Here is a 21,531-nt window from a genome sequence, read left to right on the forward strand (position 1 = left end):
TGGTCTGTTTGCGTGTCAATTAACTTGTTGTTTAGTAGAAGTTTGTATATATAGATTTCTTATTACGTTAAATGATTCCTGGCTAATGTCAGCTCCAATCTGTAAGGTTCGTGGCACTTGGGGCCTGAGACCGCCCGCCTTGGGGCCGATATCGAATCCCAAATTCACGATAGGCGAGCAAGATGAAACGAGGAATTGTTCCTGGTGTGCTGACATCCCTGGCGGGAGTCGCGCTAGTTGTCTGGTGGCTATCCTACGGGACACATCTACCCGTTTACCGGTGGCCCGCGGAGGCCTTTCAGGGGCTGGCCTTTTTTCTTGCCTGGGGGCTTGGCGTGCCCGAAGCGCTTGCCTATCTGCTGGCAGGCCTGGCCTTTCCCGCCGTGTTGATCGTCTGCTTTTTTCCCGGTTACTGGGCGGCGCGTTGTCTTGTTAAGCGGCGTTAGGCGTCGTCCATATCGCCCAAAGTGGCCTCCATGCCTTTGATCAGGGGTATCGCAGTTACCGACAGGGTGATAGTGAAAGGCGCCGGGGACAGGTCGGAGAGGGGGTCCGAGGACCAGGGATGGCCGAGGTAGCCTACAAGGAAGTACTCGTAGCGCCCCCTCGAAGGCCTGTTGCCGGAATAGCCTTGAGCGGTACTGCCATCTGCGATAGCCCTGTGCCTCTGATTTGCTGCGTTGGGGGCGCCGCGGTAGCATGAAAAAAGTCGCATGAAACCCATACCCAACCCAAGGCTATTATGAAAACTCTGACTCTCGTTTCGATCGCTTCCCTCCTGTTTGTTGCGGGCTGTACCACCTCACCGCAGGAGAGCGGGGATGCCCATAAGCAGCAGGCCTCCTCTGGGTCTTCCCTGCAGCAGTACCAGTGCGAGAGCGGTGAAACGATCGCCGCCGCGTATCCCGATAGTGACAGCGCGACGGTCGAGTATCAGGGTAACCGTACCGATATGCAGATCGCGGTTTCCGCCAGCGGCGCACGCTATGTGGGCGGCGGGCTGGAGTGGTGGACCAAGGGCACCGGCTCCGGCGCCGAGGGGATGCTTCTACAGCATCAAGCGGATGGCACCTCGGGTGAGATCATCGAGCGCTGCACGGCACGCTGATCGTGCGTTGATCGAGTGGATTGAAGAGGGCGGGAATGGCACAGCCTGAGCGAGGCCGTTATGGCACTTGATTACCGATGGCTCCAGGATACGGTTCGCGACCGCTTCGACTCCGACGACGCCATGGAGGCCTTCCTGCCCAGGCCGCTGACGCCTGACCAGCTGAAGCAGCTGGGCGATGATCGCTACCTCTCCGCTATGAGCCTGCGAGTGTTTCGGGCCGGCATGACACACTCGGTGGTCGATGCCAGGTGGCCCGCCTTCGAGGAAGCCTTCTGGGGCTTCGACCCCGAGAAGATGGTGTTGCTCACCCCGGAGCAGGTCGATGGCTACATGCAGAATGATCGCATCATCCGTCATCGCACCAAGCTGCAGACCATCCCCAGGAATGCGCAGTTTATTCTGGATATTCGCCAGGAGCAGGGCACAAGCTTCGGCGAGTTTATCGCCGACTGGCCGAGTCGCGACATCATCGGCTTGTGGCGCTTACTGGCCAGGCGTGGCGCTCGCCTGGGGGGACGCTCGGCCGCCGGCTTCCTGCGCCTGATCGGCAAGGATACCTTCCTGCTGACCAGCGATGTGGTGGCACGCCTGGTGGCCGCCGGGGTCGTTGACCAGCCGCCGACGAGTCAGCGCGACAAGCAGCGGGTCCAGGATGCCTTCAATGCGTTGCAGCAGGCCTCCGGAAGGCCATTGTGCCAGCTCTCGACCATGCTCTCGCTGACGATCAATCCACGCTTCTAGCCGATGATGCCGGGCCGATGACTCGGCCCGCAAAATTCCTGGCTGTCGGTATTTCGTCATGTCAAAAAAGTAGTAACATGAATGCATCTTATGGTGATGTGTTTGATAAAAAGGCAAGGGGATTACGATGCCATCTGATCTGAATAGCCGCTACGGCCTGAATCCCGCGCACAGTGAGGTGGTCGAGACATGCGGTCTGGTGGCGCCCTGCAGCGCCCTGGACATGGGGTGCTCCAACGGGCGCAATGCCCTCTACCTGAGCCAGCATGGCTTCGATGTGACCGCGGTGGACAACAACCCCGGCGCCATCGACATGCTGCAGCAGATCGCGAGCCGGGAGGGCCTCGATAACTTCGAGGCCCAGGTGTACGACATCAACCGTGCCGCGCTGGACACGGGCTATGGACTGATTGTCTGCACCGTCACCCTGATGTTTCTCGACCCGAGTCGTGTCGATGCGGTAATTGCCGACATGCAGGCGCACACCCTGCCCGGTGGCTACAACACGATTGTGTGTGCCATGGATACCGCCGAGCACCCGTGCCCGGTGGGCTTCCCCTTTACCCTTGGCGCAGGGCAGCTGCGCGAGGCCTACGCGGGCTGGGAGCTGATCAAGTACAACGAGGATGTCGGTACCATGCACAATGGTGCGCGGCTCCAGTTTGCCACCCTGCTGGCGCGCAAGCCCGAGTAGCGAGAGAGGCATGTCGACTGGGGCCTGCGGCGTCTCTAGCCCAGAGGAGGTGAAGATGAGAACGATCGGGCTGATCGGCGGCATGAGCTGGGAGTCGACCCAGACCTACTACCGGCTGATCAATCAGCGGGTACGAGAGCAGCTGGGTGGGCTGCACTCCGCTCGGCTGGTGCTCTACAGCGTGGATTTCGCCGAGATCGAAGCGCTGCAGCGCCGCGGTGACTGGGCGGACACGGCGCAGATTCTCGGGGCGGCGGCTCGCTCGCTAGAGGCGGCCGGTGCCGACTTTCTGGTGCTCTGCACCAACACCATGCATATCGTCGCCTCCCAGATCGAGCAGGCCGTGACGATTCCCCTGCTGCGTATCGCCGATGCCACCGCCCGGGAACTGCACCGGCAGGGCGTCAGCCGGGTGGGGCTGCTGGGCACCCGCTTCACCATGGAGCAAACCTTCTACCGGGAGCGCCTGGAGACGCAGGGCATCCAGGTGCTGATTTCCGATGCCGCCCAGCGCGAGCGGATACACGCCATCATCTTCGAGGAGCTGTGCCGCGGCGAGATTCGAGCAGACTCGAAAGCCGACTACCTGGCAATCGTCGCCTCGCTGGCCGGGCAGGGCGCCCAGGGCGTGATCCTCGGCTGCACCGAGATCGGGCTCTTGATCCAGGCTGACGATACGGACGTTCCCCTGTTCGATACCACCGAGATACACGCCGAACAGGCGGTGGCGAGGCTGCTGGCCGACGCCTGAGCTACGTCTCGCCACAGGAGATGAGCCGGGTCGTCTCTGTGGGCAGAGCGATCCTGAGGACCGTTGCCCCGATGCTGGCTATTCTTGTAGAGAAAGCAGTGCTCTAAAAGGCAATCAGAAGGTGATCGCCATGACCATGGAGCGAGTCAGACTGAAGTGGTGTTGTGATGATGGTTAGCCGGGCATGATGCCTGATGGCAGCGCAGGCATGGCGACTTACTCCCTCACTACCATCTGGTATCTGGATGCGCCAATCATCCGGGTTTTCGACACGCTCGGCGAGGCGCCCAGGTGGCCCGATTGGTGGCCGAACCTGATCGCCGTGGAGGAGCGTGACGTGGGGGCAAATGACGGCACGGGGCGGGTCTACCACTACACTTGGCGAAGCCGGCTGGGCTATCGTCTGTGCTTCGATATTCGGGTGACCCGTGTTGTCAGGCCATGGTTCATCGAAGGCGTGGCCAGCGGGGATGTGTGCGGTGTTGGCCGCTGGCGGTTCAGTGAGCAGGGTGGGGTGACGCGGGTATGCCACGAGTGGCAGGTGCACACCACCCGGCCGTGGATGAACCGGGTGGCTCCGCTGGCTCGGCCGCTGTTCGTCTGGAGCCACCATGCGGTGATGCGAGATGGCGCTCAAGGGCTCGCTCGCCGTCTCGGTGGACCTGGCTCATGAGTGATCCGCTGGCACGGGATGGCCTCTACGCCTCCCTGTGGAGGCGCGCCAGGCCGGCGGCCTTATCGGGGTGGAGGTGGGGGTGAAGCCGGCTCTGAGCGCGGTGGAGCGTCAGTTCGGTGAGCCGCATGGTGGCGAGGATGATTGTTGTAAGGTCGCTGATAATCTGGTTCGTCATCCTGATGCTGGCGATTGCCAATGGGGTGCTGCGTGAGTCCTTGCTTGTCCCGCTACTGGGAGTGCCGGCGTCCCTCGTGCTGAGCGGAATTCTGCTCTCGCTGTTGATCCTTTGCGTGGCGTACCTGTCGCTTCCCTGGCTGAAGCTCCATCGCCCCCTGCCGCTCTGGCTCATCGGGGTCGGGTGGTTAGCCCTGACACTCGCCTTCGAGTTCGCCTTCGGGTTCTGGCAAGGGAAGTCCTGGCCTGAACTGCTCGAAGCCTACACTTTCAAGGGGGGCAATATCTGGGTTGTCGTCATCGCAGTGACGGTCTTGGCCCCGCGTCTTGCCGCCAGGTTAAGGGGCTGGGTGTAGTCCCGTCTGCTCCGTTACATCTCCGTCTGGCGATTGCTGTTACCTTTGCTTACGCTTTTTATACGGCTGGGCAGTGGGGGCGGCCGATGAGTCGAGCTCGAGAGGAGAGACACCATGCGCAGTAATACCGTTGTTGCCAGCGCATATCGTGCGCTTGCGAAGCTTTGCCTCGCGTCGGCACTGTCATTGCCGGCCTGGGCGGATACCGGGGACATGGCACAGGCGGGTACGGTCCGGCAACTCTACGAACAGTTCGGCACCCTATGGTGCAGCGAGCGTGAGATGGCCAGGGTGTTCGACGCTGCGTTCGCGAGGGATATGGCGACTGCCTGCGATCGAGACCTGATCATGGCGATCGGCATGCCCGCGATTCCGGGTAACGACTACGACCTCGGCGAGATCACGCGCACCCTGGATATTACCTGTGACTCGGCGCAAGAAGTTCGATGTGTGGCAAGGTTCCAGAGCTTTGGCCAGCCGACTACCGTGACCTACCGGTTAGGCCAGCAGGGCGGTGGCTGGGTCATCACCGATATCATCGATGACCGAGGCGACTCCTACCGGCGTGCCGTGTCCCAGGCGCTATAGCGACGGCGAGCTACCCAGCCTCGATACTGGAACGACAGTCTGCAAGAGATGAATGTGGCCTGAAGAAAAGGGGTGCGTCATGTCGAATCATAATGATGATAAAGGGATATTCTCCGAATCAAGTGAAAAGGATGAGCTGACGAGAGAAGAGGTAATGCATTATATCAAGGCCTGGAAGGAAAGCCTTGAGTTGAGGGAAGGCTACTACAACAAATACCTAAGTGCGGCGATAGGTGGCGTCGTTACCCTGATTATCTCGGTAGGCTTGAATTTCGATCTGGTGGGAAGTCTATGGTGGTTGGAAAAGGCGTTGCTGATAATTGCCATGGTGCTCCTAATGGTAGCAGCTGGCAATATTCTTAACTGTTCCACATTCGTGTATAATTGCCGTTTACAGCTATTGAGTTTTGAGAGAGAGATTATCCTGAAGGACCAGGAAGTGATCCCCAAGGAGAAATTGCTTACCATAGATACTGCTATAAAGGTCGAGAGAGATAGGGTTCATGTTTTTTATCAATACTCTTATTCTAGTGTGCTGCTGGCCATAATTATTGGTGTCTTGGGATTCTTGATAATTCTCATCAGGGTGTAATTTCAATGTCACAAGGCGTCATTGAAGACTCCGTCATCGCCCTATATGCATTTGATTTTATATATAGGGGCATGGTTTAAATTATATTAAGCATGGTTTAAATTGGCTAGATTTATTGGAAATGACATCTGGTGAAGGCAAAGGGGGTAGATTGCAATGTCGCCTAGAAAGTCTAGAGAGGGAGTATGGAAAGAGTGGAAAGACCTTGTGAACATGCTGCCAGCAGAGCTTGAGGAGTGGCTCGTATCTGACGAAAGCAAGAGCGTGGGTGATTCGAGTGATGGTGAATCGACGGGGCCTGCGTCAGGAAGAAAGACTCAGAAGATCAAAAAGACCAACAAGTGAGATCTGACGCGACCAGGTGGTCACTGTTACTGGGAAAGATCACATCAAGCGTTCAACCAGAGATTGACATGCCGACAGTATCCGATACCGAGCGACTGACCATTCGACATTTCGCCCACGAGGATGCCGACTTTATCGTGCGGCTGCTGAATGAGCCCTCGTTCATTCGCCATATCGCCGACAAGCATGTTCGCACCCGGGAGGAGGCCGTTCGCTACCTCGATAGCGGCCCGATGGCGAGCTACCGCACCCATGGCTTCGGTCTAAACCTGGTGCAGCTGAAAGGCGAGGGCACGCCGATCGGCATGTGTGGCCTGGTGAAGCGGTACGAGCTGGAGGGGCCCGATCTCGGCTATGCGTTCCTGCCCGAGTTCTGCGGTCAGGGCTACGCCTTCGAAGCCGCGACCGCGGTGCTCGAGCAGGGCATGCGAGCGCACGCGCTTGAGTCGGTGCTTGCGGTGACGCTGCCGGACAACGCGCGTTCCAACCGCCTGCTGCGCGCGCTGGGCTTTCGTGCCCGGGGGACCGTAGACCTCTACGGGGCACGGAACAACCTCTACGAGTATCGTCGCTAGCCGTATAAACTCACCAGGATGTTCACGAAAAGCCCCTGAACCGGTGTCCCGGCTCAGGGAATTTCTCGTTCTGGTGCGGCAGTTACCTGGCGGCCAGCGCCACGCCTACCTTGGAGCGATTGGGGCGACCGATGGCATGGGTGATCCAGGTACCGGTGGCGGCAAGCTTATCGAGGTCGATGCCGGTCTCGATGCCGAGGCCGTTGAGCAGGTAGACCACGTCCTCGCTTGCTACGTTGCCGGAGGCACCCTTGGCGTAGGGGCAACCGCCGAGGCCGGCCACGGAGCTGTCGATGACGGCGATGCCTTCCTCGAGCACGGCGTAGAGATTGGCGATCGCCTGACCATAGGTGTCGTGGAAGTGGGCGGCGAGCTTCTCCATGGGCACGTCGCGGCTGACCGCCTCGAGCATGCGCTTGGCGGTGAGCGGGGTGCCGGTGCCGATGGTGTCGCCGAGCGAGACCTCGTAGCAGCCCATGTCATGCAGTGCCTTGCTCACTTCGGCCACCTTGGCGGGGGCGATCTCGCCCTCGTAGGGGCAGCCCAGCACGCAGGAGACGTAGCCGCGGACCCGCACTCCGGCTTCTCGTGCGCGTTCGAGCACCGGCTCGAATCGGGCCAGGGACTCGGCCACCGAGCAGTTGATGTTCTTCTGCGAGAAGGCCTCGGAGGCGGCGCCGAATACGGCAACCTCCTCGACGCCACACTCGAGTGCCGCTTCCAGCCCCTTGAGGTTGGGGGTGAGCGCCGCGTAGGTGACGCCATCGCGTCGCTTTAGGCCGGTCATCACTTCGCGATGGTCGGCCATCTGTGGCACCCACTTGGGGGAGACGAAGCTGGCCGCCTCGATATAGCGGATGCCGGCCGCACCCAGGCGGTCGATCAGTTCGAGCTTGGTGTCGGTCGCGATCGGCGTCGACTCGTTCTGCAGTCCATCGCGGGGGCCGACCTCGACCAGGCGTACCTGCTTGGGAAATGCCATGGGTTACTCCTCCGGTGCGAACTCGAGCAGCACGTCGCCCTGGCCGACGGTGTCGCCGGCGGCGAAGTGGAAGCTCTCCACATGGCCGTCGGCGGGGGCGGCCATGGTGTGCTCCATCTTCATGGCTTCCATCACCATCAGCGGCATGCCTTTCTCGACCCTCTGGCCCGGCTCCACCAGCAGCGCCACCACGGTGCCGTGCATCGGAGCGGTGAGGGTAGATTCCGTCTCGTGCTGGCCGTGGTCGATGGCATCGATGCGTCGCCAGAACAGGCGGGTCTCGCCGCTGCTGTCGGCCATCACCACCACGCCGTTGTCGGCCAGGCGGGCCTGAAGACGACGACGGTGCCCATCCAGGGTGACTGCCACGGCGTCGCCTTCCAGGTGCTGGATGCGTGCGGTCAGCGTGCGGTCGCCGATCACCAGCTGCCAGGGACCGGAGGCGGCCTCGCGACGGCCCTCGACCACCACCACCTCCTCGGCATCCGGTGCCTGGGCGCGGCTGAGGTCGTGGCCGGTGGCGCACAGGGCGATGCGGATGGTGTTGGGTGCGTTCAGGCGGAAGCCGTCATGACGATCCCAGGGGGAGTCGCTCTCGCACTCCCGGGAGAGTTGCTTGAGGCCGATCAGGGCCGCCGAGGCGTAGGCTTCGGTGGTGATCTCACGCGGCGCGAACAGGCTCTCCTCGTGCTTCTCGATAAAGCGTGTATCGAGATCGCAGCCCTTGAAGGCCGGGTGGGTGGCCAGGCGCTGCAGGAAGGCGCGGTTGGTCACCACCCCTTGCACGTCCAGTGCGGCCAGCGCGCGGTTGAGGGTGGCGAGTGCCTGGTCGCGGTCGCCGCCGTGCACGATCAGCTTGGCGAGCATGGGGTCGTAGTGCATGGAGACGGCATCACCGCTCTCCACGCCACTGTCGAGGCGCACCTTGTCGGGATCCAGTCCCGCACCCTCGAGGTCCAGGGCAAAGCGGGTCAGGGTGCCGGTGGCGGGCAGGAAGTCCTGCTCCGGGTCCTCGGCGTAGAGGCGTGCCTCGAAGCTATGGCCGCTGATCGTCAGCTCGTCCTGGGCCAGCGGCAGCGTCTCGCCCATGGCCACGCGCAGCTGCCACTCGACCAGGTCCTGGCCGGTGATCATTTCGGTGACCGGGTGCTCCACCTGCAGGCGGGTGTTCATCTCCATGAAGAAGAACGAGCCGTCGACGTCGAGCAGGAACTCGACGGTACCGGCGCCCACGTAGCCGATCTCCTTGGCGGCGCGTACGGCGGCCTCGCCCATCTCGCGGCGAAGCTCGGCAGTCATGCCCGGCGCGGGCGCCTCCTCGAGTACCTTCTGGTGGCGGCGCTGCACGGAGCAGTCGCGCTCGAACAGATAGACGCCGTTGCCGTGGCTGTCGCAGAAGACCTGCACCTCGACGTGACGTGGCTGGGTCAGATATTTCTCGATCAGCATGCGCTGGTCGCCGAAGGCGGCCTGGGATTCACGGCGGCAGCCATCCAGGGCGGCCTGGAAGCCATCGCTGGACTCGACCACTCGCATGCCCTTGCCACCACCGCCGGCGCTGGCCTTGAGCAGCACCGGATAGCCGATCTTGTCGGCCTCGGCCTTGAGCAGGGCGTCGTCCTGGTCGTCGCCGTGGTAGCCCGGCACCAGCGGTACGCCGGCGTCATGCATGCGCGCCTTGGCGGCAGACTTGTCGCCCATGGCAGCGATGGCGGAGGCGGGCGGGCCGACGAAGGTGATGCCGGCCTTGTCGAGGGCGTCCACGAATGGGCCGTTCTCGGAGAGGAAGCCGTAGCCGGGGTGGATGGCGCCGGCTCCGGTGCGCTTGGCCGCCTCGACCACTGCCTCCACCTTGAGGTAGCTGTCGCGAGCGGCGGCCGGGCCCAGGCGCACGGCCTCGTCGGCCTCACGCACATGGCGGGCATTGGCATCGGCATCGGAGTAGACGGCGACGGTGCGCAGCCCCATGGCGCGCGCGGTGCGCATCACCCGGCAGGCGATCTCGCCGCGGTTGGCGATCAGTACCGTATCAAATTTCTTCATTTCAGTGGTCATGAGCGGGGCTCCGCGGCACGGGGGTTCTGTTCTTTGGAAACAGGTTCTTCGGAAGCAGAGGGTTGCGTCCAGGCGGGGCGACGCTTCTCGAAGAAGCTGGCAAGGCCTTCCTGTCCCTCTTCGCTGACACGCAGCTCGCTGATCACCCGGCAGGTATGTTCACGGGTGGCATCGCTGTCGGGCTCGCGGGCCACATCGGCGAGCAGCGCCTTGGTGGCGCGCTGGGCCTGGGGCGAGCCGGCCAGCAGGATCTCGAGCATTGCCTCCACGGCCTCGTCGAGTTCGTCATGGGGGACGATGCGATGGGCCAGGCCCAGCGCCAGGGCGGTGGGGGCATCGATGACCTCGGCGGTCAGCGCATAGCGGCGCATCTGACGAGGGCCGATGGCACGCTGGACATAGGGGCTGATCACCGCCGGTGACAGGCCGATCTTGACCTCGGAGAGACAGAACTTGACCTTCTCGGAGGCGACGACCAGGTCACAGCAGGCGGCCAGGCCCACGGCGCCACCGAAGGCGGCTCCCTGCATGCGACAGAGCGTGGGGCAGGGCAGGGTGTCGAGGCCGTGCATCAACGCCGAGAGCTTGCGCGAGTCGGCGAGGTTGCCCTCGAAGTCGTACTCGACCATGCGCTTCATCCAGCCCAGGTCGGCGCCGGCGGAGAAGCTCTTGCCCTCGGAGCCCAGCACCACCACGCGCACCTCACCCTTGCTGGCAGCCTCGTGGAGACGCTCCAGATGGGCGTTGAGCTCGGCGATCAGGCTGTCATCGAAGGCGTTGTGGATCTCGGGGCGTTCCAGCGTCAGCCAGGCGACACCGCGCTGATCGACGTCCAGTTTTGAGTAGGAGGGGGTAGCTGACATAGCAATTGTCTCTGCGTTGGGAGTAGGAGCTCGACTTGTCGGGCGAATGACGCCGAAGGCGTCCAGGTTGGCCGCAGAGCGGCGGTTCGCGCGATACATCGCGCTCCTACCACCTCCCTTGCGTGGCAAGGGAGATCACATCCGGAACACGCCGAACTTGGTCTCTTCGACCTCGGCATTCATGGCGGCGGCGAGCGACAGGCCGAGCACATCGCGGGTCTGGGCCGGATCGATGACGCCGTCGTCCCACAGCCGAGCGCTGGCGTAGTAGGGGTGGCCTTGGTGCTCGTACTGCTCGCGGGTGGGCCGCTTGAACGCCTCTTCCTCTTCCGGAGACCACTGCTTGCCTTCGCGTTCGATCTGCTCGCGCTTGACCTGAGCCAGCACGCCGGCGGCCTGCTCGCCGCCCATCACGGAAATTCGCGCATTCGGCCACATGAACAGCAGGTTGGGGTCGTAGGCGCGGCCGCACATGCCGTAGTTGCCGGCGCCGAAGCTGCCGCCGATCAGCACGGTGAACTTGGGCACCCTGGCGCAGGCCACCGCGGTGACCAGCTTGGCGCCGTGCTTGGCGATACCCTCATGCTCGTATTTCGAGCCGACCATGAAGCCGGTGATGTTCTGCAGGAAGATCAGCGGAATCTTGCGCTGGGCACACAGCTCGATGAAGTGGGCGCCCTTGACCGCGGACTCCGAGAAGAGCACGCCGTTGTTGGCGACAATGCCCACCGGATGGCCGTGAATGTGCGCGAAGCCGGTGACCAGGGTGTCGCCGTAGTAGCGCTTGAACTCGTCGAAGTCGGAGTCGTCGACGATGCGCGCGATCACCTCACGCACGTCATAGGGCTTCTTGAGATCGGTACCGACGATGCCGTAGAGCTCGCTGGGGTCGAGTCGCGGAGCCTTGGGCTCCTGCATCTTCAGCTGGCCGCGCTTCTGCCAGTTGAGGCGCGACACGCTGGCTCGGGCCAGCTGCAGGGCGTGAGCATCGTTCTCGGCGTAGTGGTCGGCCACGCCGCTCTTCTTGGCGTGAACATCGGCGCCGCCCAGGTCCTCGGCGCTGATGCTCTCGCCGGTCGCGGCCTTCACCAGCGGTGGCCCACCGAGGAAGATCGTGCCCTGTTCGCGCACGATGATCGACTCATCGGCCATGGCCGGCACATAGGCGCCGCCGGCGGTGCAGGAGCCCATTACCACGGCGATCTGCGGGATGCCTTCGGCGGAGAGGGTGGCCTGGTTGTAGAAGATGCGGCCGAAGTGGTCGCGATCCGGGAAGACCTCGTCCTGGCGGGGCAGGAAGGCGCCGCCGGAGTCGACCAGGTAGATGCACGGCAGACGGTGCTTGCGGGCGATCTCCTGGGCGCGCAGGTGTTTCTTCACGGTAAGCGGAAAGTAGGTGCCACCCTTGACGGTGGCGTCGTTGGCGACGATCACGCACTCCACGCCGGAGACGCGGCCGATGCCGGTGACCACACCGGCGGCGGGCACCGCGGAGTCGTAGACCTCATGAGCGGCCAGCGCCGAGAACTCGAGGAAGGGTGAGCCTTCGTCGACCAGGTGGTCGATACGGTCGCGCACGAACAGCTTGCCGCGGCTCTCGTGACGAGCGCGGGCCTTCTCGCCGCCGCCCTGGGCGATGGCGGCGGTAAGCTCACGCAGCTTCATCACCTCATCACGCATCGCCGTCTCGTTGGCCTGAAAGCCTTCGCTGCGCGGATTGATCTGGGTTTGCAGGATGCTCATAGCGAATCCTTGAATTGATATGCCAACACAGGGTACCGGTGGTGTTGTAGGAGGGCAGCTCCGCTGCGCGACAGGCGCCGCCAGGCGTCTCGAGGCTTTCCGTGGGAGGCCTGCGGCCTCCGGTCGCGATGCGAAGCATCCCTCCTACAGAAGCCGGTGGCTCAGGCAGATTCGTTGAACAGCTCGCGGCCGATCAGCATGCGGCGGATCTCGCTGGTGCCGGCGCCGATCTCGTAGAGCTTGGCGTCGCGCAGCAGGCGGCCGGTGGGGTATTCGTTGATGTAGCCGTTACCGCCCAGCAGCTGGATGGCATCCAGCGCCACCTGGGTGGCCTTCTCGGCGCAGTAGAGGATGACGCCGGCGGCGTCCTTGCGGGAGGTCTGGCCACGATCGCAGCCAGCCGCCACGGCGTAGAGATAGGCACGGCAGGCGTTGAGGGTGGTGTACATGTCCGCCACCTTGCCCTGTACCAGCTGGAATTCACCGATGGACTGGCCGAACTGCTTACGCTCATGGATATAGGGCACCACGATATCCATGGCGGCCTGCATGATGCCGATGGGACCGGCGGCGAGCACGGTGCGCTCGTAGTCCAGGCCGCTCATCAGCACGCGTACGCCCTTGCCGACCTCGCCGAGCACGTTCTCTGCCGGTACTTCGCAGTCCTGGAACACCAGCTCACAGGTGTTGGAGCCGCGCATGCCGAGCTTGTCGAGCTTCTGGGCGGTGGAGAAGCCGGGCATGTCCTTCTCGATGATAAAGGCGGTGATGCCCTTGGAGCCAGCGTCCGGGTCGGTCTTGGCATACACCACCAGCACATCGGCGTCGGGACCGTTGGTGATCCACATCTTGTTGCCGTTGAGGATGTACTTGTCGCCATCCTGGCGGGCACGCAGCTTCATGGAGACCACGTCGGAACCGGCACCCGGCTCGGACATGGCCAGCGCGCCGATATGTTCACCGCTCATCAGCTTGGGCAGGTACTTGGCCTTCTGCTCCGCGTTGGCATTGATCTTGAGCTGGTTGACGCACAGGTTGGAGTGAGCGCCGTAGGAGAGCCCAACCGATGCACTGGCCCGGGAGATCTCCTCCATGGCGATGCAGTGGGCCAGATAGCCCATGCCGGTGCCGCCATCCTCCTCGGAGACGGTGATGCCAAGCAGCCCCATGTCGCCGAACTTCTGCCAGAGGTCGTTGGGGAACTCGTTCTTCTCGTCGATCTCGGCGGCACGCGGGGCGATCTCGTCGCGCGCGAAGGCGTTGACCTGTTCGCGCAGCATGTTGAGTTCTTCGTCGAGGCCGAAGTCGAGGGGCTTGAAGGGCGTGTGCATGGGGGAACTCCCGTTCTTGTCTGAGTTGTGGCGTCTAGCGTTGGGGTAGGGAGACGCGCACAACGGGCCATATCGGGTGATAACACCGTATATGGCCCAAGACTAGGACAGGTTTACGTTAACGTAAAGTGCACCTTGTGGCTTGTACGACGAATGTCCTATCCCCTTACTCGGCATTGGGGAAGAACAGCTGCTGCCCCTTGACCTCGAAATCGCCGATCGCGTTCTGACCCTCCTCGGAGAGTAGCCACTGGTGCCACTGTTCGGCCAGGTCGTGCTTGAGGTGAGGGTGGCGCTCCTCGGAAATCAACAGGCTGCCGTACTGGTTGAACATCGCCTCGTCGCCGGCAAACAGCAGCTCGAGATTCTGAGGGTTGTCGAAGGCGACCCAGGTGGCACGATCGCTCATCACATAGGCACCCATGCCGGCGGCGGTATTGAGGGTCGGCCCCATGCCGCTGCCCAGTTCGCGGTACCAGTCACCGCCTGGCTCGACCCCGGCGGCGTCCCACAGACGAAGCTCGGCGCGGTTGGTGCCGCTGTCGTCGCCGCGGGAGGCGAAGGGCGCCTCGGCCTCGGCGATCAGCTGCATCGCCTCGGCCACGGTCTCGGCATCGGCGATTCCGGCCGGGTCGCCGCCAGGCCCGATCAGCACGAAGTCGTTGTACATCACGTCGGCGCGCTCGGTGCCGTAGCCCTCTTCGACAAACTGCTCTTCACCGGCGGTGTCGTGCACCAGCAGGCTGTCGGCGTCGCCACGGCGGGCGATCTCAAAGGCCTGGCCGGTGCCCACGGCGACGACACGTACCTCGATGCCGGTCTTGTCGGTGAACTGCGGGATAATGACGTCGAACAGCCCCGAATTCTCGGTAGAGGTGGTGGAGGCCAGGGTGATGTACTTTTCCCCGTCCTGGGCCTGGGCGGCCAGCGAGAGGCCCATCAGGCCGATGGCGGTCAGAGCAATGCGTGCCTTGTATTGCATGGTCGCTTCCTTGTGTTGTTGATGAGTGTCGCGATAGGCGACTGCTTGAGTGGTGCGGAGAGTCCGGTTAGAGCACCAGCTCTCCACGGATAAAGGCCCTCGCCTCGGACGAGGCGGGAGCCGTGAAGAAGGTGGCGGCATCGGTGTGTTCGATCAGCCGCCCCGCATTGAGAAACAGCACCTCATCAGCAAGACGACGGGCCTGGTGCAGGTCGTGGCTGCTCATCAGGATGCGGATACCCCGGGCGTGGAACTCCTGCACCGCGCTCTCCACCGCCAGGATGGCGGCGGGGTCGAGGGCCGAGGTGGGTTCGTCGAGAAACAGCACCTCGGGGTCGAGGAGCCAGGCGCGGGCCAGGGCGAGGCGCTGTTGTTCTCCGCCGGAGAGCACTCGGGCCGGTCGTCGCTCCAGATGACTCAGACCGAAGCGCTCCAGTGCCTCGCGGGCGCGTGCCTTGCGTTTTTGACGTGGGGTACCGTTGACCGCCAGGGCATAGACCAGATTGGCCAGGGCCGAGCGCTTCAGCAGTACCGGGCGCTGAAAGACCATGGCCTGACGTGGGGTGCGCCCCTCCCAGTGAAGCTCCCCCTGGGTGGCAGACAACAGTCCGTGAGCGAGGCGCATCAACAGGCTCTTGCCGGCGCCGTTGGGGCCCATCACCAGGGTACGTTTGCACCCGGTCAGGCGCAGGTTCACGGGGCCGAGCAGACGCTGCCCGCGATGAGTGAAGCTCATGCCCTGCAGATGCTGTGTCGGGGGCTCGGCCACGAAGCGTGCCGTCATGTCGTTCATCCCAGTCGTCTCCTCGCTGCTTCGCCGACCATATAGGCGCCGGCGTTGACCAGCGCCACCAGTCCCAGCAGCACGATACCCAGGCCCAGTGCCAGTGCCAGGTTGCCCTTGCTGGTCTCCAGCACGATGGCGGTGGTCATCACCCGGGTCACGCCATCGATATTGCCCCCCACGATCATCACCGCGCCCACCTCGGCGCTGGCGCGGCCGAAGCCGGCAAGGATCACCGTGACCAGGCCCAATCGGGCATCCCACAGCAGGGTAGGAATCATGCGTTGCCGTGACAGCCCAAGAGAGGTGAGCTGTTCGTGATACTCCTGGTGCAACTCTTCCACCTGCTGGCGGGCCAGGGCGGCGATGATCGGCAATACCAGAATGACCTGGGCCACCACCATGGCGCCTGGTGTGAACAGCAGTCCCAACTCTCCGAGGGGCCCGGCACGGGAGAGCAGCAGGTAGACGCAGAGACCCGCCACGACCGGCGGTAGCCCCATCAGGGCGTTCAGCGCCACCACCAGGGCGCCACGACCCGGAAAGCGCCATAGCGCCAGGGCCGCGCCGAGGGGGAGTCCGATCAGGCTGGCCAGCAGTACGGCAACGAGCGACACCCTCAGCGACAGGGCCACGATCTCCATCAGTGCGGGGTCGAAGCCGAGGATCAAGCTGAGAGCGGTGGTCAAGGCGCTGGCGTCGCTGGGCATGCAGATCTCCATTGGATGACTGGCATCTTGTGCGTTTAGGTTCCAAGATGCATGCAGTCGTGTAAATAAGACATCTCAGAACATTAGTATGCAGTACCAGCGGAGAACAGGCATGCAGACCTACCTGACCACCAACGAGGTAGCGGACTACCTGCGCCTCAAGGAGCGCAAGGTCTACGACCTGGTACGCCAACAGGCCATCCCCTGTGTGCGGGTGACGGGCAAGTTGCTGTTTCCTCGCCACAGCATCGATCTTTGGCTGATGAACCACCTGGAGGGGGATCAATCCACGGCACGGCCGGTGCCCATGGTGCTGGCCGGTAGCCAGGATCCGCTGCTGGAGTGGGCGGTGCGGGAGAGTGGCTCCCAGCTGGCGCTACTGTGTCAAGGCAGCGGGGATGGGGTCCGACGTCTGCTGGAGGGGCGGGTGATGCTGGCCGGCCTGCATCTGCTGGATGCGGCGAGTGGTGAGTACAATCGCCCCGAGGCCCTGGGGATGGGCGGCATGCGCGATCTGGTGATGGTGCGCTGGGCGATTCGGCGTCAGGGGTTGCTGCTGGCATCGGACAACCCGTTGGGTATTCGGCGCCTGGCCGACCTGGCACGGCCCGGAGTGCGGGTTGCCCATCGTCAGCCGGATGCGGGGGCAGGGCGGCTGCTGACCTGGCTGCTGGATCGGGAGGGCGTGGAAGCCTCGCAATTACGTTTTTCCGAGCACCCTTCGCTCTCGGAAGATGATCTCGCCCTGGCGGTGCGCCAGGGCGAGGCGGATGCGGGACTCGGCGTGGAAGCGGCGGCGAGGCGCCAGGGGCTGACCTTTCTGCCCCTGCAGCAGGAGCACTTTGATCTGGCGATGCGACGGCGCAGCTACTTCGAACCGCCGATTCAGCGACTCCTTGCCTTCGCCCAGGAGCCTCGCTTCGTCGAGCGTGCCGAGGCGCTGGGCGGGTACGACATCGGCGAGCTCGGCAGGGTGGTTCATAATGCCTGAGTGAGATGGGGACGACGCCAGCTGTTGCAATATAGCCCAGTGGCTTTAATTACTCAGATTGGGGCCTGAGCCTTTGATGCCACTCGAGGTTCGCCGAGGCCGGCTATGCGACCTGGGGGTATTTTGGGGTCTGAAGAAGGTGGAGTTTCAGGCCTTGGATCTCGGGGCCAGGTGATATTTGTCAGACTCCTCCATGTCAGTCATTTCGTCGATACTGCGTCGGTTGGGTGACACCAGTGCATGCCGGCGCATGCGTCGATATACGGTAGGGCGCGAGACACCCAGTCGGCGCGCCACATCGCTGATATTCCAGCCGGTCTCCTGTAATAAGGTGTGCAAGGCTTGGCCACTCTCGCAGACATCAGACTGTGGGGGCGACTCGATGACCTGGGGAGTACTCGCCACCCTACCTCGGCACTCCTCGGGCAGGTCGTGGACGGTGATCTCCTCACCCTCTGTCGTGGCCAGAGCAAACCTCAGTGCATTCTTCAATTGTCGGATATTGCCTGGCCAGGCGTAGGCCAGCAATGCGCTCATCGCGTCGGCGCGAAGACGCACGTCGCACTGCCGTTCGGCCACCAATGATCCGTAGATACTCCTGATAATGAAATGCTTGTCGGCCCGCTCGCGGAGTGCTGGAAGGCGCAGCTGTGCGCCGTTCAGGCGATAGTACAGGTCCTCGCGGAATTGACCGTGGGCGATCAACTCATGCATGTCACGATGGGTGGCAGTGATGACACGAATATCGACGCGCACAGCCTTCTCGGCGCCCAACGGCATGACTTCACTCTCGGCCAGCACGCGCAACAGACGGGTCTGCAGTGTCAGCGGCATGTCGCCGATCTCATCCAGGAACAGCGTGCCACCGTCGGCCTGTTGAATCAGTCCGCGCATGCCCTTGCTACGCCCGCCGGTAAAGGCTCCTGGCAAGTAGCCAAACAGCTCACTTTCGATCAACGACTCCGGTATCGCTGCGCAGTTGACCGCCACGAAAGGCCCTTCGGCGCGCGAGCCGCTGTCGTGCAAGGCTCTGGCAAGGACCTCCTTGCCAGTCCCCGTTTCTCCGGTGATCAACACGTTCACCAGCTCGTTGCGTAGGCGGCGTGCCAGCTTGATAAGACGGTGCATGGCAGGGTCGTCTGAGGCGAGGCGGTCCAACGCCGGAACTGGTGTGGGGGTGGAGGGGGTGGGGCGCTGGTAAGCCCGTGGTCCACGGGGTTCCATCAGTGTAATGAAGCAGATCGCTTCGCTGGCGCGTACACGAAATGCGCGGATCTGATCCTCACTTGAAGAAGGGATACTCAGCAAGTCGCTGACTTCACAGTCGAACAGTTGGTTGGCATTTGGTAGAAGGTCAACTGACCACGGTGGCCAGCGTTGCAGATGCGCCTCGATTAGTCCACGCCCTTCGCCATTGGCGGCGATGATGCTGCCGTCTTCCTCGATTGCAATCAACCCCTTGCCGTTGAGGTGAACGAAAGCGCGGGTGGTATCAAAACGTAGAATTAGGCTGTCACGGTAGCGATGCAGGAAGTAGGCATCTTCGATCATCCGTGCGTAGAGGCTGACCATGGGTAGACAGAAATTCTGACTTTCCGAAGCGCGTGGCGAGCGCAGGGCTGAGATATCCAGCACCGCGATGACATTCCCCTGAGGGTCGGTTATTGGCGCTGCTGTGCAGGTTAGATCGATATGCGTAGCATCAAAATGTTCGTTCTGATGGCAGGTAATGGCGCGCGCCTCATGTAGGCATGTGCCTACGGCACAGGTGCCCGCATGACGTTCACCCCAGTCGAGCCCAAGATGAAGGCCGGCTCGGCGCAGGTCCGCCTCCTGGTCTCGTTGACCTCGGAAGTCCACGGTAATGCCACGCTGGTCGGCAAGCAGCAGCACATAGCCCAATGGGGCCACCTGTGCGAAGAGCTGATCGACACCGGCACGAGCGACGTGCAAGAGCTCGTCTACCGGCTCGCGATGCTCCTTTAGTGCTTGCTGGGTCAAGACGCGCACCGAGCGTGGGCGAGTTGGGTCGAGACGATACTCGCCCATACAGCGCTCCCAGGAGCGCCGGATCACATCTCGGTATGTGTCCAGACCACTCATTTGATCCTCGGCGAGCCGGGTTAAAGCATGAATATGCTGATGTTGTTCGTTGCGTAGTCGCATTGCTGCCTCTCCGTACCCCCGCTGTAATCCCAGCGGCTCTTGTTGTTGTGTGGCAGTCACCCGTTCAGCCTATGCCGACCGCGCAGGGAGTCAATCGGTTGGACCTCCACCCTTCGTCGAGCATTACAGGTGTAACGCGCCGTTTCTCCCGTTACATGACAGGTGTTTCATCTGTATCCATTTCGTTCATCACTTCACGCTGTTTCTTGTAATAGTATTTCTAATATTATCAGTTTTTTATCGGTGTTTTCGGTTGGGCGGCCGGGATTGGCACACTTCATGCTATGGAATGGGCGTGTCACCTACGAACAAGACGGAGAACAACGATGACGACACACACGCCTACCCAGGAAATGCAGCTTTGGCTCGCTGATTTCGAGAACGCGCTTGAACAGCGAGATATCGCAAGCGTTCTGACCCTGTTCGGCGAGGAGTGCTACTGGCGCGACCTGGTCGCCTTTACCTGGAATCTCAAGACGCTGGAAGGCAAGGACGCCATTCAGTCCATGCTCAATACCACACTCGATCAGATTCGCCCTACGAACTGGCAGATCGACGGCGAAGCCACTGAATCCGACGGAGTTACCGAAGCATGGTTCACTTTCGAAACCGCGGTGGCGCGTGGCAAGGGTCTGGTGCGATTGAAGCATGGCCAGTGTTGGACTTTGTTGACCACCATGAAGGAGTTGAAGGATTACCCTGAACCGAGTGGTCTGCGTCGTCCCATGGGAGCCCAGCATGGTGCCAGCAAGACTCGTGAAACCTGGCTTGAAGCTCGTGAGCGCGAAGAAGAGACGCTTGGCTACAGAGAGCAACCTTACTGTGTTGTCGTCGGCGGTGGTCAGGGGGGCATTGGGCTGGCGGCTCGCCTGTGCCAGATGAACGTGCCTACGATCGTGCTCGACAAGCACCCTCGTCCCGGTGATGCCTGGCGTAATCGTTACAAGTCGCTGTGTCTGCACGACCCTGTGTGGTACGACCACATGCCCTATATTCCCTTTCCCGACAACTGGCCAGTCTTTGCGCCCAAGGACAAGATCGGCGACTGGCTGGAGATGTATACCAAGGTCATGGAGCTCAATTACTGGAGCTCTACCGTGTGCGAGAGCGCCAGTTATGATGAGGCTAGCGGCGAGTGGACGGTAAACGTCAATCGAGATGGAGAACGTGTCACGCTTCGCCCCAAGCAGCTGGTCCTGGCGACTGGGATGTCGGGCATGCCCAACGTGCCGCAATTTCCCGGTGCCGAAACCTTCGAGGGGGAACAGCAACACTCGAGCCAGCATCCGGGACCTGATGCTTACCGCGGAAAGAAGGTGGTTGTCGTGGGGGCTAACAACTCGGCTCACGATATATGCGCGGCGCTGTGGGAAAACGATGCGGATGTCACCATGCTGCAGCGCTCCTCCACCCATGTCGTGAAATCTGACTCTCTTATGGAGATTGCCCTTGGGCCACTCTATTCCGAAGAGGCCGTCCGCCAAGGGATCACTCATGACAAGGCCGACCTGATCTTCGCTTCCATTCCCTACAAGCTGCTACCCGACTTTCAGCGTCCTCTCTTCAACCAGATCCGAGAGCGCGATGCCGAGTTCTACAAGAGACTGGAAGATGCCGGATTTATGCTTGATTTCGGCGATGATGATTCTGGACTGTTTCTCAAGTATCTGCGGCGGGCCTCAGGCTATTACATCGACGTGGGGGCATGCGACTTGATCGCCGACGGTGAGATCAAGTTGCGTAGCGGCGTGAGTATTGAGCACATCAATCCGCGCTCAGTAACCCTCACCGATGGAACTGAGTTGCCCGCCGACCTGATCATCTATGCCACTGGCTACGGCTCCATGAATGGCTGGGCGGCTCGCATCATTTCGCAGGAGGTGGCCGACAAGGTGGGAAAGTGTTGGGGAATGGGCTCCGATACCACCAAGGATCCTGGCCCCTGGGAAGGCGAGCTACGGAATATGTGGAAGCCGACGCAGCAGGAAGCGCTATGGTTCCATGGCGGCAACCTGCATCAGTCTCGACACTATTCCCAGTATCTGGCCTTGCAGCTCAAGGCTCGTATGGAAGGCATCGCTACACCAGTGTACGGCTTGCAAGACGTTCATCATCTCGCCTAAGTCGCGATGGGCCGGTAGGAATGAGCCGGCCTGCTTAACAATTGTCATCAAGGAGTTCACCATGATTTATACCAATCCGAGCCAGTCCGGTGCGGTCGTCGCCTTCGAGTCGCGCTACGGCAACTATATCGGTGGCGAGTTCGTTCCGCCGGTCAAGGGGCAGTACTTCGACAACGTCAGCCCGGTCAACGGCGAGGT

Annotated in this window: 22 protein-coding genes; 13 read left to right on the forward strand and 9 right to left on the reverse strand. The window is 62.1% G+C overall.

The genetic code is table 11. The features are described 5' to 3' along the window. Positions 1-182: 182 nt before the first annotated feature. From E0702_RS08090 to E0702_RS08140, 11 genes are all read left to right on the forward strand, one after another. The gene (locus E0702_RS08090; RefSeq protein ID WP_132042644.1) at positions 183-446 is read left to right on the forward strand and encodes a hypothetical protein; all 264 of its coding nucleotides are present in this window, start codon (positions 183-185) and stop codon (positions 444-446) included. A gap of 296 nt (positions 447-742) precedes the next feature. Next, positions 743-1,108: an MliC family protein gene (locus tag E0702_RS08095; protein ID WP_132042646.1), complete on the forward strand. Its 366-nt coding sequence runs from the start codon at positions 743-745 to the stop codon at positions 1,106-1,108. Positions 1,109-1,168: 60 nt separating this feature from the next. Continuing rightward, entirely contained in the window at positions 1,169-1,852 is a 684-nt protein-coding gene (locus E0702_RS08100) for a DNA-3-methyladenine glycosylase I (protein ID WP_132042648.1), read from the forward strand. A 127-nt stretch (positions 1,853-1,979) separates the two neighbouring features. Continuing rightward, entirely contained in the window at positions 1,980-2,546 is a 567-nt protein-coding gene (tehB, locus tag E0702_RS08105) for a tellurite resistance methyltransferase TehB (protein ID WP_132042650.1), read from the forward strand. Between the two features lie 55 nt (positions 2,547-2,601). Beyond that, the gene (locus E0702_RS08110; RefSeq protein ID WP_132042651.1) at positions 2,602-3,297 is read left to right on the forward strand and encodes an aspartate/glutamate racemase family protein; all 696 of its coding nucleotides are present in this window, start codon (positions 2,602-2,604) and stop codon (positions 3,295-3,297) included. A 208-nt stretch (positions 3,298-3,505) separates the two neighbouring features. Then, a complete protein-coding gene (locus tag E0702_RS08115) occupies positions 3,506-3,970 on the forward strand; it encodes an SRPBCC family protein (protein ID WP_132042654.1) in 465 nt (154 codons plus the stop codon). Positions 3,971-4,098: 128 nt separating this feature from the next. Continuing rightward, entirely contained in the window at positions 4,099-4,503 is a 405-nt protein-coding gene (locus E0702_RS08120; protein WP_132042705.1) for a hypothetical protein, read from the forward strand. 213 nt (positions 4,504-4,716) lie between these two features. Continuing rightward, positions 4,717-5,091 carry a hypothetical protein gene (locus E0702_RS08125; RefSeq protein ID WP_132042656.1) on the forward strand — a complete coding sequence of 125 codons (375 nt, stop codon included), beginning with the start codon at positions 4,717-4,719 and terminating at the stop codon, positions 5,089-5,091. A gap of 52 nt (positions 5,092-5,143) precedes the next feature. Then, complete coding sequence (locus E0702_RS08130) at positions 5,144-5,683, forward strand: hypothetical protein (protein ID WP_132042658.1); 540 nt, start codon at positions 5,144-5,146, stop codon at positions 5,681-5,683. Between the two features lie 156 nt (positions 5,684-5,839). Then, complete coding sequence (locus E0702_RS20155) at positions 5,840-6,028, forward strand: DUF3140 domain-containing protein (RefSeq protein WP_132042660.1); 189 nt, start codon at positions 5,840-5,842, stop codon at positions 6,026-6,028. 68 nt (positions 6,029-6,096) lie between these two features. Beyond that, positions 6,097-6,603, forward strand: coding sequence for a GNAT family N-acetyltransferase (locus tag E0702_RS08140; protein WP_132042662.1), 507 nt, complete (start codon positions 6,097-6,099; stop codon positions 6,601-6,603). A gap of 82 nt (positions 6,604-6,685) precedes the next feature. Here the strand turns inward: E0702_RS08140 and E0702_RS08145 are convergent, their stop codons facing one another. From E0702_RS08145 to E0702_RS08180, 8 genes are all read right to left on the reverse strand, one after another. Then, positions 6,686-7,585 (reverse strand): hydroxymethylglutaryl-CoA lyase, encoded by a 900-nt coding sequence (locus E0702_RS08145; RefSeq protein WP_132042664.1) that lies wholly within the window; start codon positions 7,583-7,585, stop codon positions 6,686-6,688. Positions 7,586-7,588: 3 nt separating this feature from the next. Next, positions 7,589-9,640, reverse strand: coding sequence for an acetyl/propionyl/methylcrotonyl-CoA carboxylase subunit alpha (locus tag E0702_RS08150; RefSeq protein ID WP_132042666.1), 2,052 nt, complete (start codon positions 9,638-9,640; stop codon positions 7,589-7,591). Further along, positions 9,637-10,503, reverse strand: a complete 867-nt coding sequence (locus E0702_RS08155; RefSeq protein WP_132042668.1) for an enoyl-CoA hydratase/isomerase family protein — start codon at positions 10,501-10,503, stop codon at positions 9,637-9,639. Before E0702_RS08155 ends, E0702_RS08150 begins: the two co-directional genes overlap by 4 nt. A gap of 135 nt (positions 10,504-10,638) precedes the next feature. After that, positions 10,639-12,246, reverse strand: a complete 1,608-nt coding sequence (locus tag E0702_RS08160; RefSeq protein WP_132042670.1) for a carboxyl transferase domain-containing protein — start codon at positions 12,244-12,246, stop codon at positions 10,639-10,641. Between the two features lie 161 nt (positions 12,247-12,407). After that, positions 12,408-13,577 carry an isovaleryl-CoA dehydrogenase gene (locus tag E0702_RS08165; protein ID WP_132042671.1) on the reverse strand — a complete coding sequence of 390 codons (1,170 nt, stop codon included), beginning with the start codon at positions 13,575-13,577 and terminating at the stop codon, positions 12,408-12,410. A gap of 166 nt (positions 13,578-13,743) precedes the next feature. After that, a complete protein-coding gene (locus E0702_RS08170) occupies positions 13,744-14,517 on the reverse strand; it encodes a substrate-binding domain-containing protein (RefSeq protein ID WP_205741910.1) in 774 nt (257 codons plus the stop codon). Positions 14,518-14,626: 109 nt separating this feature from the next. Then, entirely contained in the window at positions 14,627-15,352 is a 726-nt protein-coding gene (locus E0702_RS08175; protein ID WP_237561963.1) for an ATP-binding cassette domain-containing protein, read from the reverse strand. Beyond that, the gene (locus E0702_RS08180) at positions 15,349-16,053 is read right to left on the reverse strand and encodes an ABC transporter permease (protein WP_132042674.1); all 705 of its coding nucleotides are present in this window, start codon (positions 16,051-16,053) and stop codon (positions 15,349-15,351) included. The genes E0702_RS08175 and E0702_RS08180 overlap by 4 nt, the downstream gene beginning before the upstream one ends. A 112-nt stretch (positions 16,054-16,165) precedes the next feature. On the opposite strand from E0702_RS08180, the gene E0702_RS08185 reads away from it, so the two are divergent. Further along, on the forward strand, positions 16,166-17,044 hold the full coding sequence (locus tag E0702_RS08185; RefSeq protein ID WP_132042676.1) for a helix-turn-helix transcriptional regulator: 879 nt from the start codon (positions 16,166-16,168) through the stop codon (positions 17,042-17,044). Positions 17,045-17,191: 147 nt separating this feature from the next. On the opposite strand, the gene E0702_RS08190 is transcribed toward E0702_RS08185, so the two are convergent. Continuing rightward, positions 17,192-19,210 (reverse strand): sigma-54-dependent Fis family transcriptional regulator, encoded by a 2,019-nt coding sequence (locus E0702_RS08190; RefSeq protein WP_132042677.1) that lies wholly within the window; start codon positions 19,208-19,210, stop codon positions 17,192-17,194. A 326-nt stretch (positions 19,211-19,536) separates the two neighbouring features. On the opposite strand from E0702_RS08190, the gene E0702_RS08195 reads away from it, so the two are divergent. Beyond that, positions 19,537-21,333 (forward strand): NAD(P)/FAD-dependent oxidoreductase, encoded by a 1,797-nt coding sequence (locus E0702_RS08195; RefSeq protein WP_132042679.1) that lies wholly within the window; start codon positions 19,537-19,539, stop codon positions 21,331-21,333. The last annotated feature ends 198 nt before the right edge of the window (positions 21,334-21,531 follow it).

The organism is Halomonas marinisediminis (genome assembly GCF_004347715.1).
Lineage (GTDB): Bacteria > Pseudomonadota > Gammaproteobacteria > Pseudomonadales > Halomonadaceae > Halomonas > Halomonas icarae.

Bases quoted from the DNA above. Each gene is read 5' to 3' on its own strand.
- E0702_RS08090 (WP_132042644.1), top strand. From the start codon at position 183: ATGAAACGAGGAATTGTTCCTGGTGTGCTGACATCCCTGGCGGGAGTC.
- E0702_RS08095 (WP_132042646.1), top strand. From the start codon at position 743: ATGAAAACTCTGACTCTCGTTTCGATCGCTTCCCTCCTGTTTGTTGCG.
- E0702_RS08100 (WP_132042648.1), top strand. From the start codon at position 1,169: ATGGCACTTGATTACCGATGGCTCCAGGATACGGTTCGCGACCGCTTC.
- tehB (WP_132042650.1), top strand. From the start codon at position 1,980: ATGCCATCTGATCTGAATAGCCGCTACGGCCTGAATCCCGCGCACAGT.
- E0702_RS08110 (WP_132042651.1), top strand. From the start codon at position 2,602: ATGAGAACGATCGGGCTGATCGGCGGCATGAGCTGGGAGTCGACCCAG.
- E0702_RS08115 (WP_132042654.1), top strand. From the start codon at position 3,506: ATGGCGACTTACTCCCTCACTACCATCTGGTATCTGGATGCGCCAATC.
- E0702_RS08120 (WP_132042705.1), top strand. From the start codon at position 4,099: ATGGTGGCGAGGATGATTGTTGTAAGGTCGCTGATAATCTGGTTCGTC.
- E0702_RS08125 (WP_132042656.1), top strand. From the start codon at position 4,717: ATGGCACAGGCGGGTACGGTCCGGCAACTCTACGAACAGTTCGGCACC.
- E0702_RS08130 (WP_132042658.1), top strand. From the start codon at position 5,144: ATGTGGCCTGAAGAAAAGGGGTGCGTCATGTCGAATCATAATGATGAT.
- E0702_RS20155 (WP_132042660.1), top strand. From the start codon at position 5,840: ATGTCGCCTAGAAAGTCTAGAGAGGGAGTATGGAAAGAGTGGAAAGAC.
- E0702_RS08140 (WP_132042662.1), top strand. From the start codon at position 6,097: ATGCCGACAGTATCCGATACCGAGCGACTGACCATTCGACATTTCGCC.
- E0702_RS08145 (WP_132042664.1), bottom strand. From the start codon at position 7,585: ATGGCATTTCCCAAGCAGGTACGCCTGGTCGAGGTCGGCCCCCGCGAT.
- E0702_RS08150 (WP_132042666.1), bottom strand. From the start codon at position 9,640: ATGACCACTGAAATGAAGAAATTTGATACGGTACTGATCGCCAACCGC.
- E0702_RS08155 (WP_132042668.1), bottom strand. From the start codon at position 10,503: ATGTCAGCTACCCCCTCCTACTCAAAACTGGACGTCGATCAGCGCGGT.
- E0702_RS08160 (WP_132042670.1), bottom strand. From the start codon at position 12,246: ATGAGCATCCTGCAAACCCAGATCAATCCGCGCAGCGAAGGCTTTCAG.
- E0702_RS08165 (WP_132042671.1), bottom strand. From the start codon at position 13,577: ATGCACACGCCCTTCAAGCCCCTCGACTTCGGCCTCGACGAAGAACTC.
- E0702_RS08170 (WP_205741910.1), bottom strand. From the start codon at position 14,517: ATGGGCCTCTCGCTGGCCGCCCAGGCCCAGGACGGGGAAAAGTACATC.
- E0702_RS08175 (WP_237561963.1), bottom strand. From the start codon at position 15,352: ATGAACGACATGACGGCACGCTTCGTGGCCGAGCCCCCGACACAGCAT.
- E0702_RS08180 (WP_132042674.1), bottom strand. From the start codon at position 16,053: ATGCCCAGCGACGCCAGCGCCTTGACCACCGCTCTCAGCTTGATCCTC.
- E0702_RS08185 (WP_132042676.1), top strand. From the start codon at position 16,166: ATGCAGACCTACCTGACCACCAACGAGGTAGCGGACTACCTGCGCCTC.
- E0702_RS08190 (WP_132042677.1), bottom strand. From the start codon at position 19,210: ATGCGACTACGCAACGAACAACATCAGCATATTCATGCTTTAACCCGG.
- E0702_RS08195 (WP_132042679.1), top strand. From the start codon at position 19,537: ATGACGACACACACGCCTACCCAGGAAATGCAGCTTTGGCTCGCTGAT.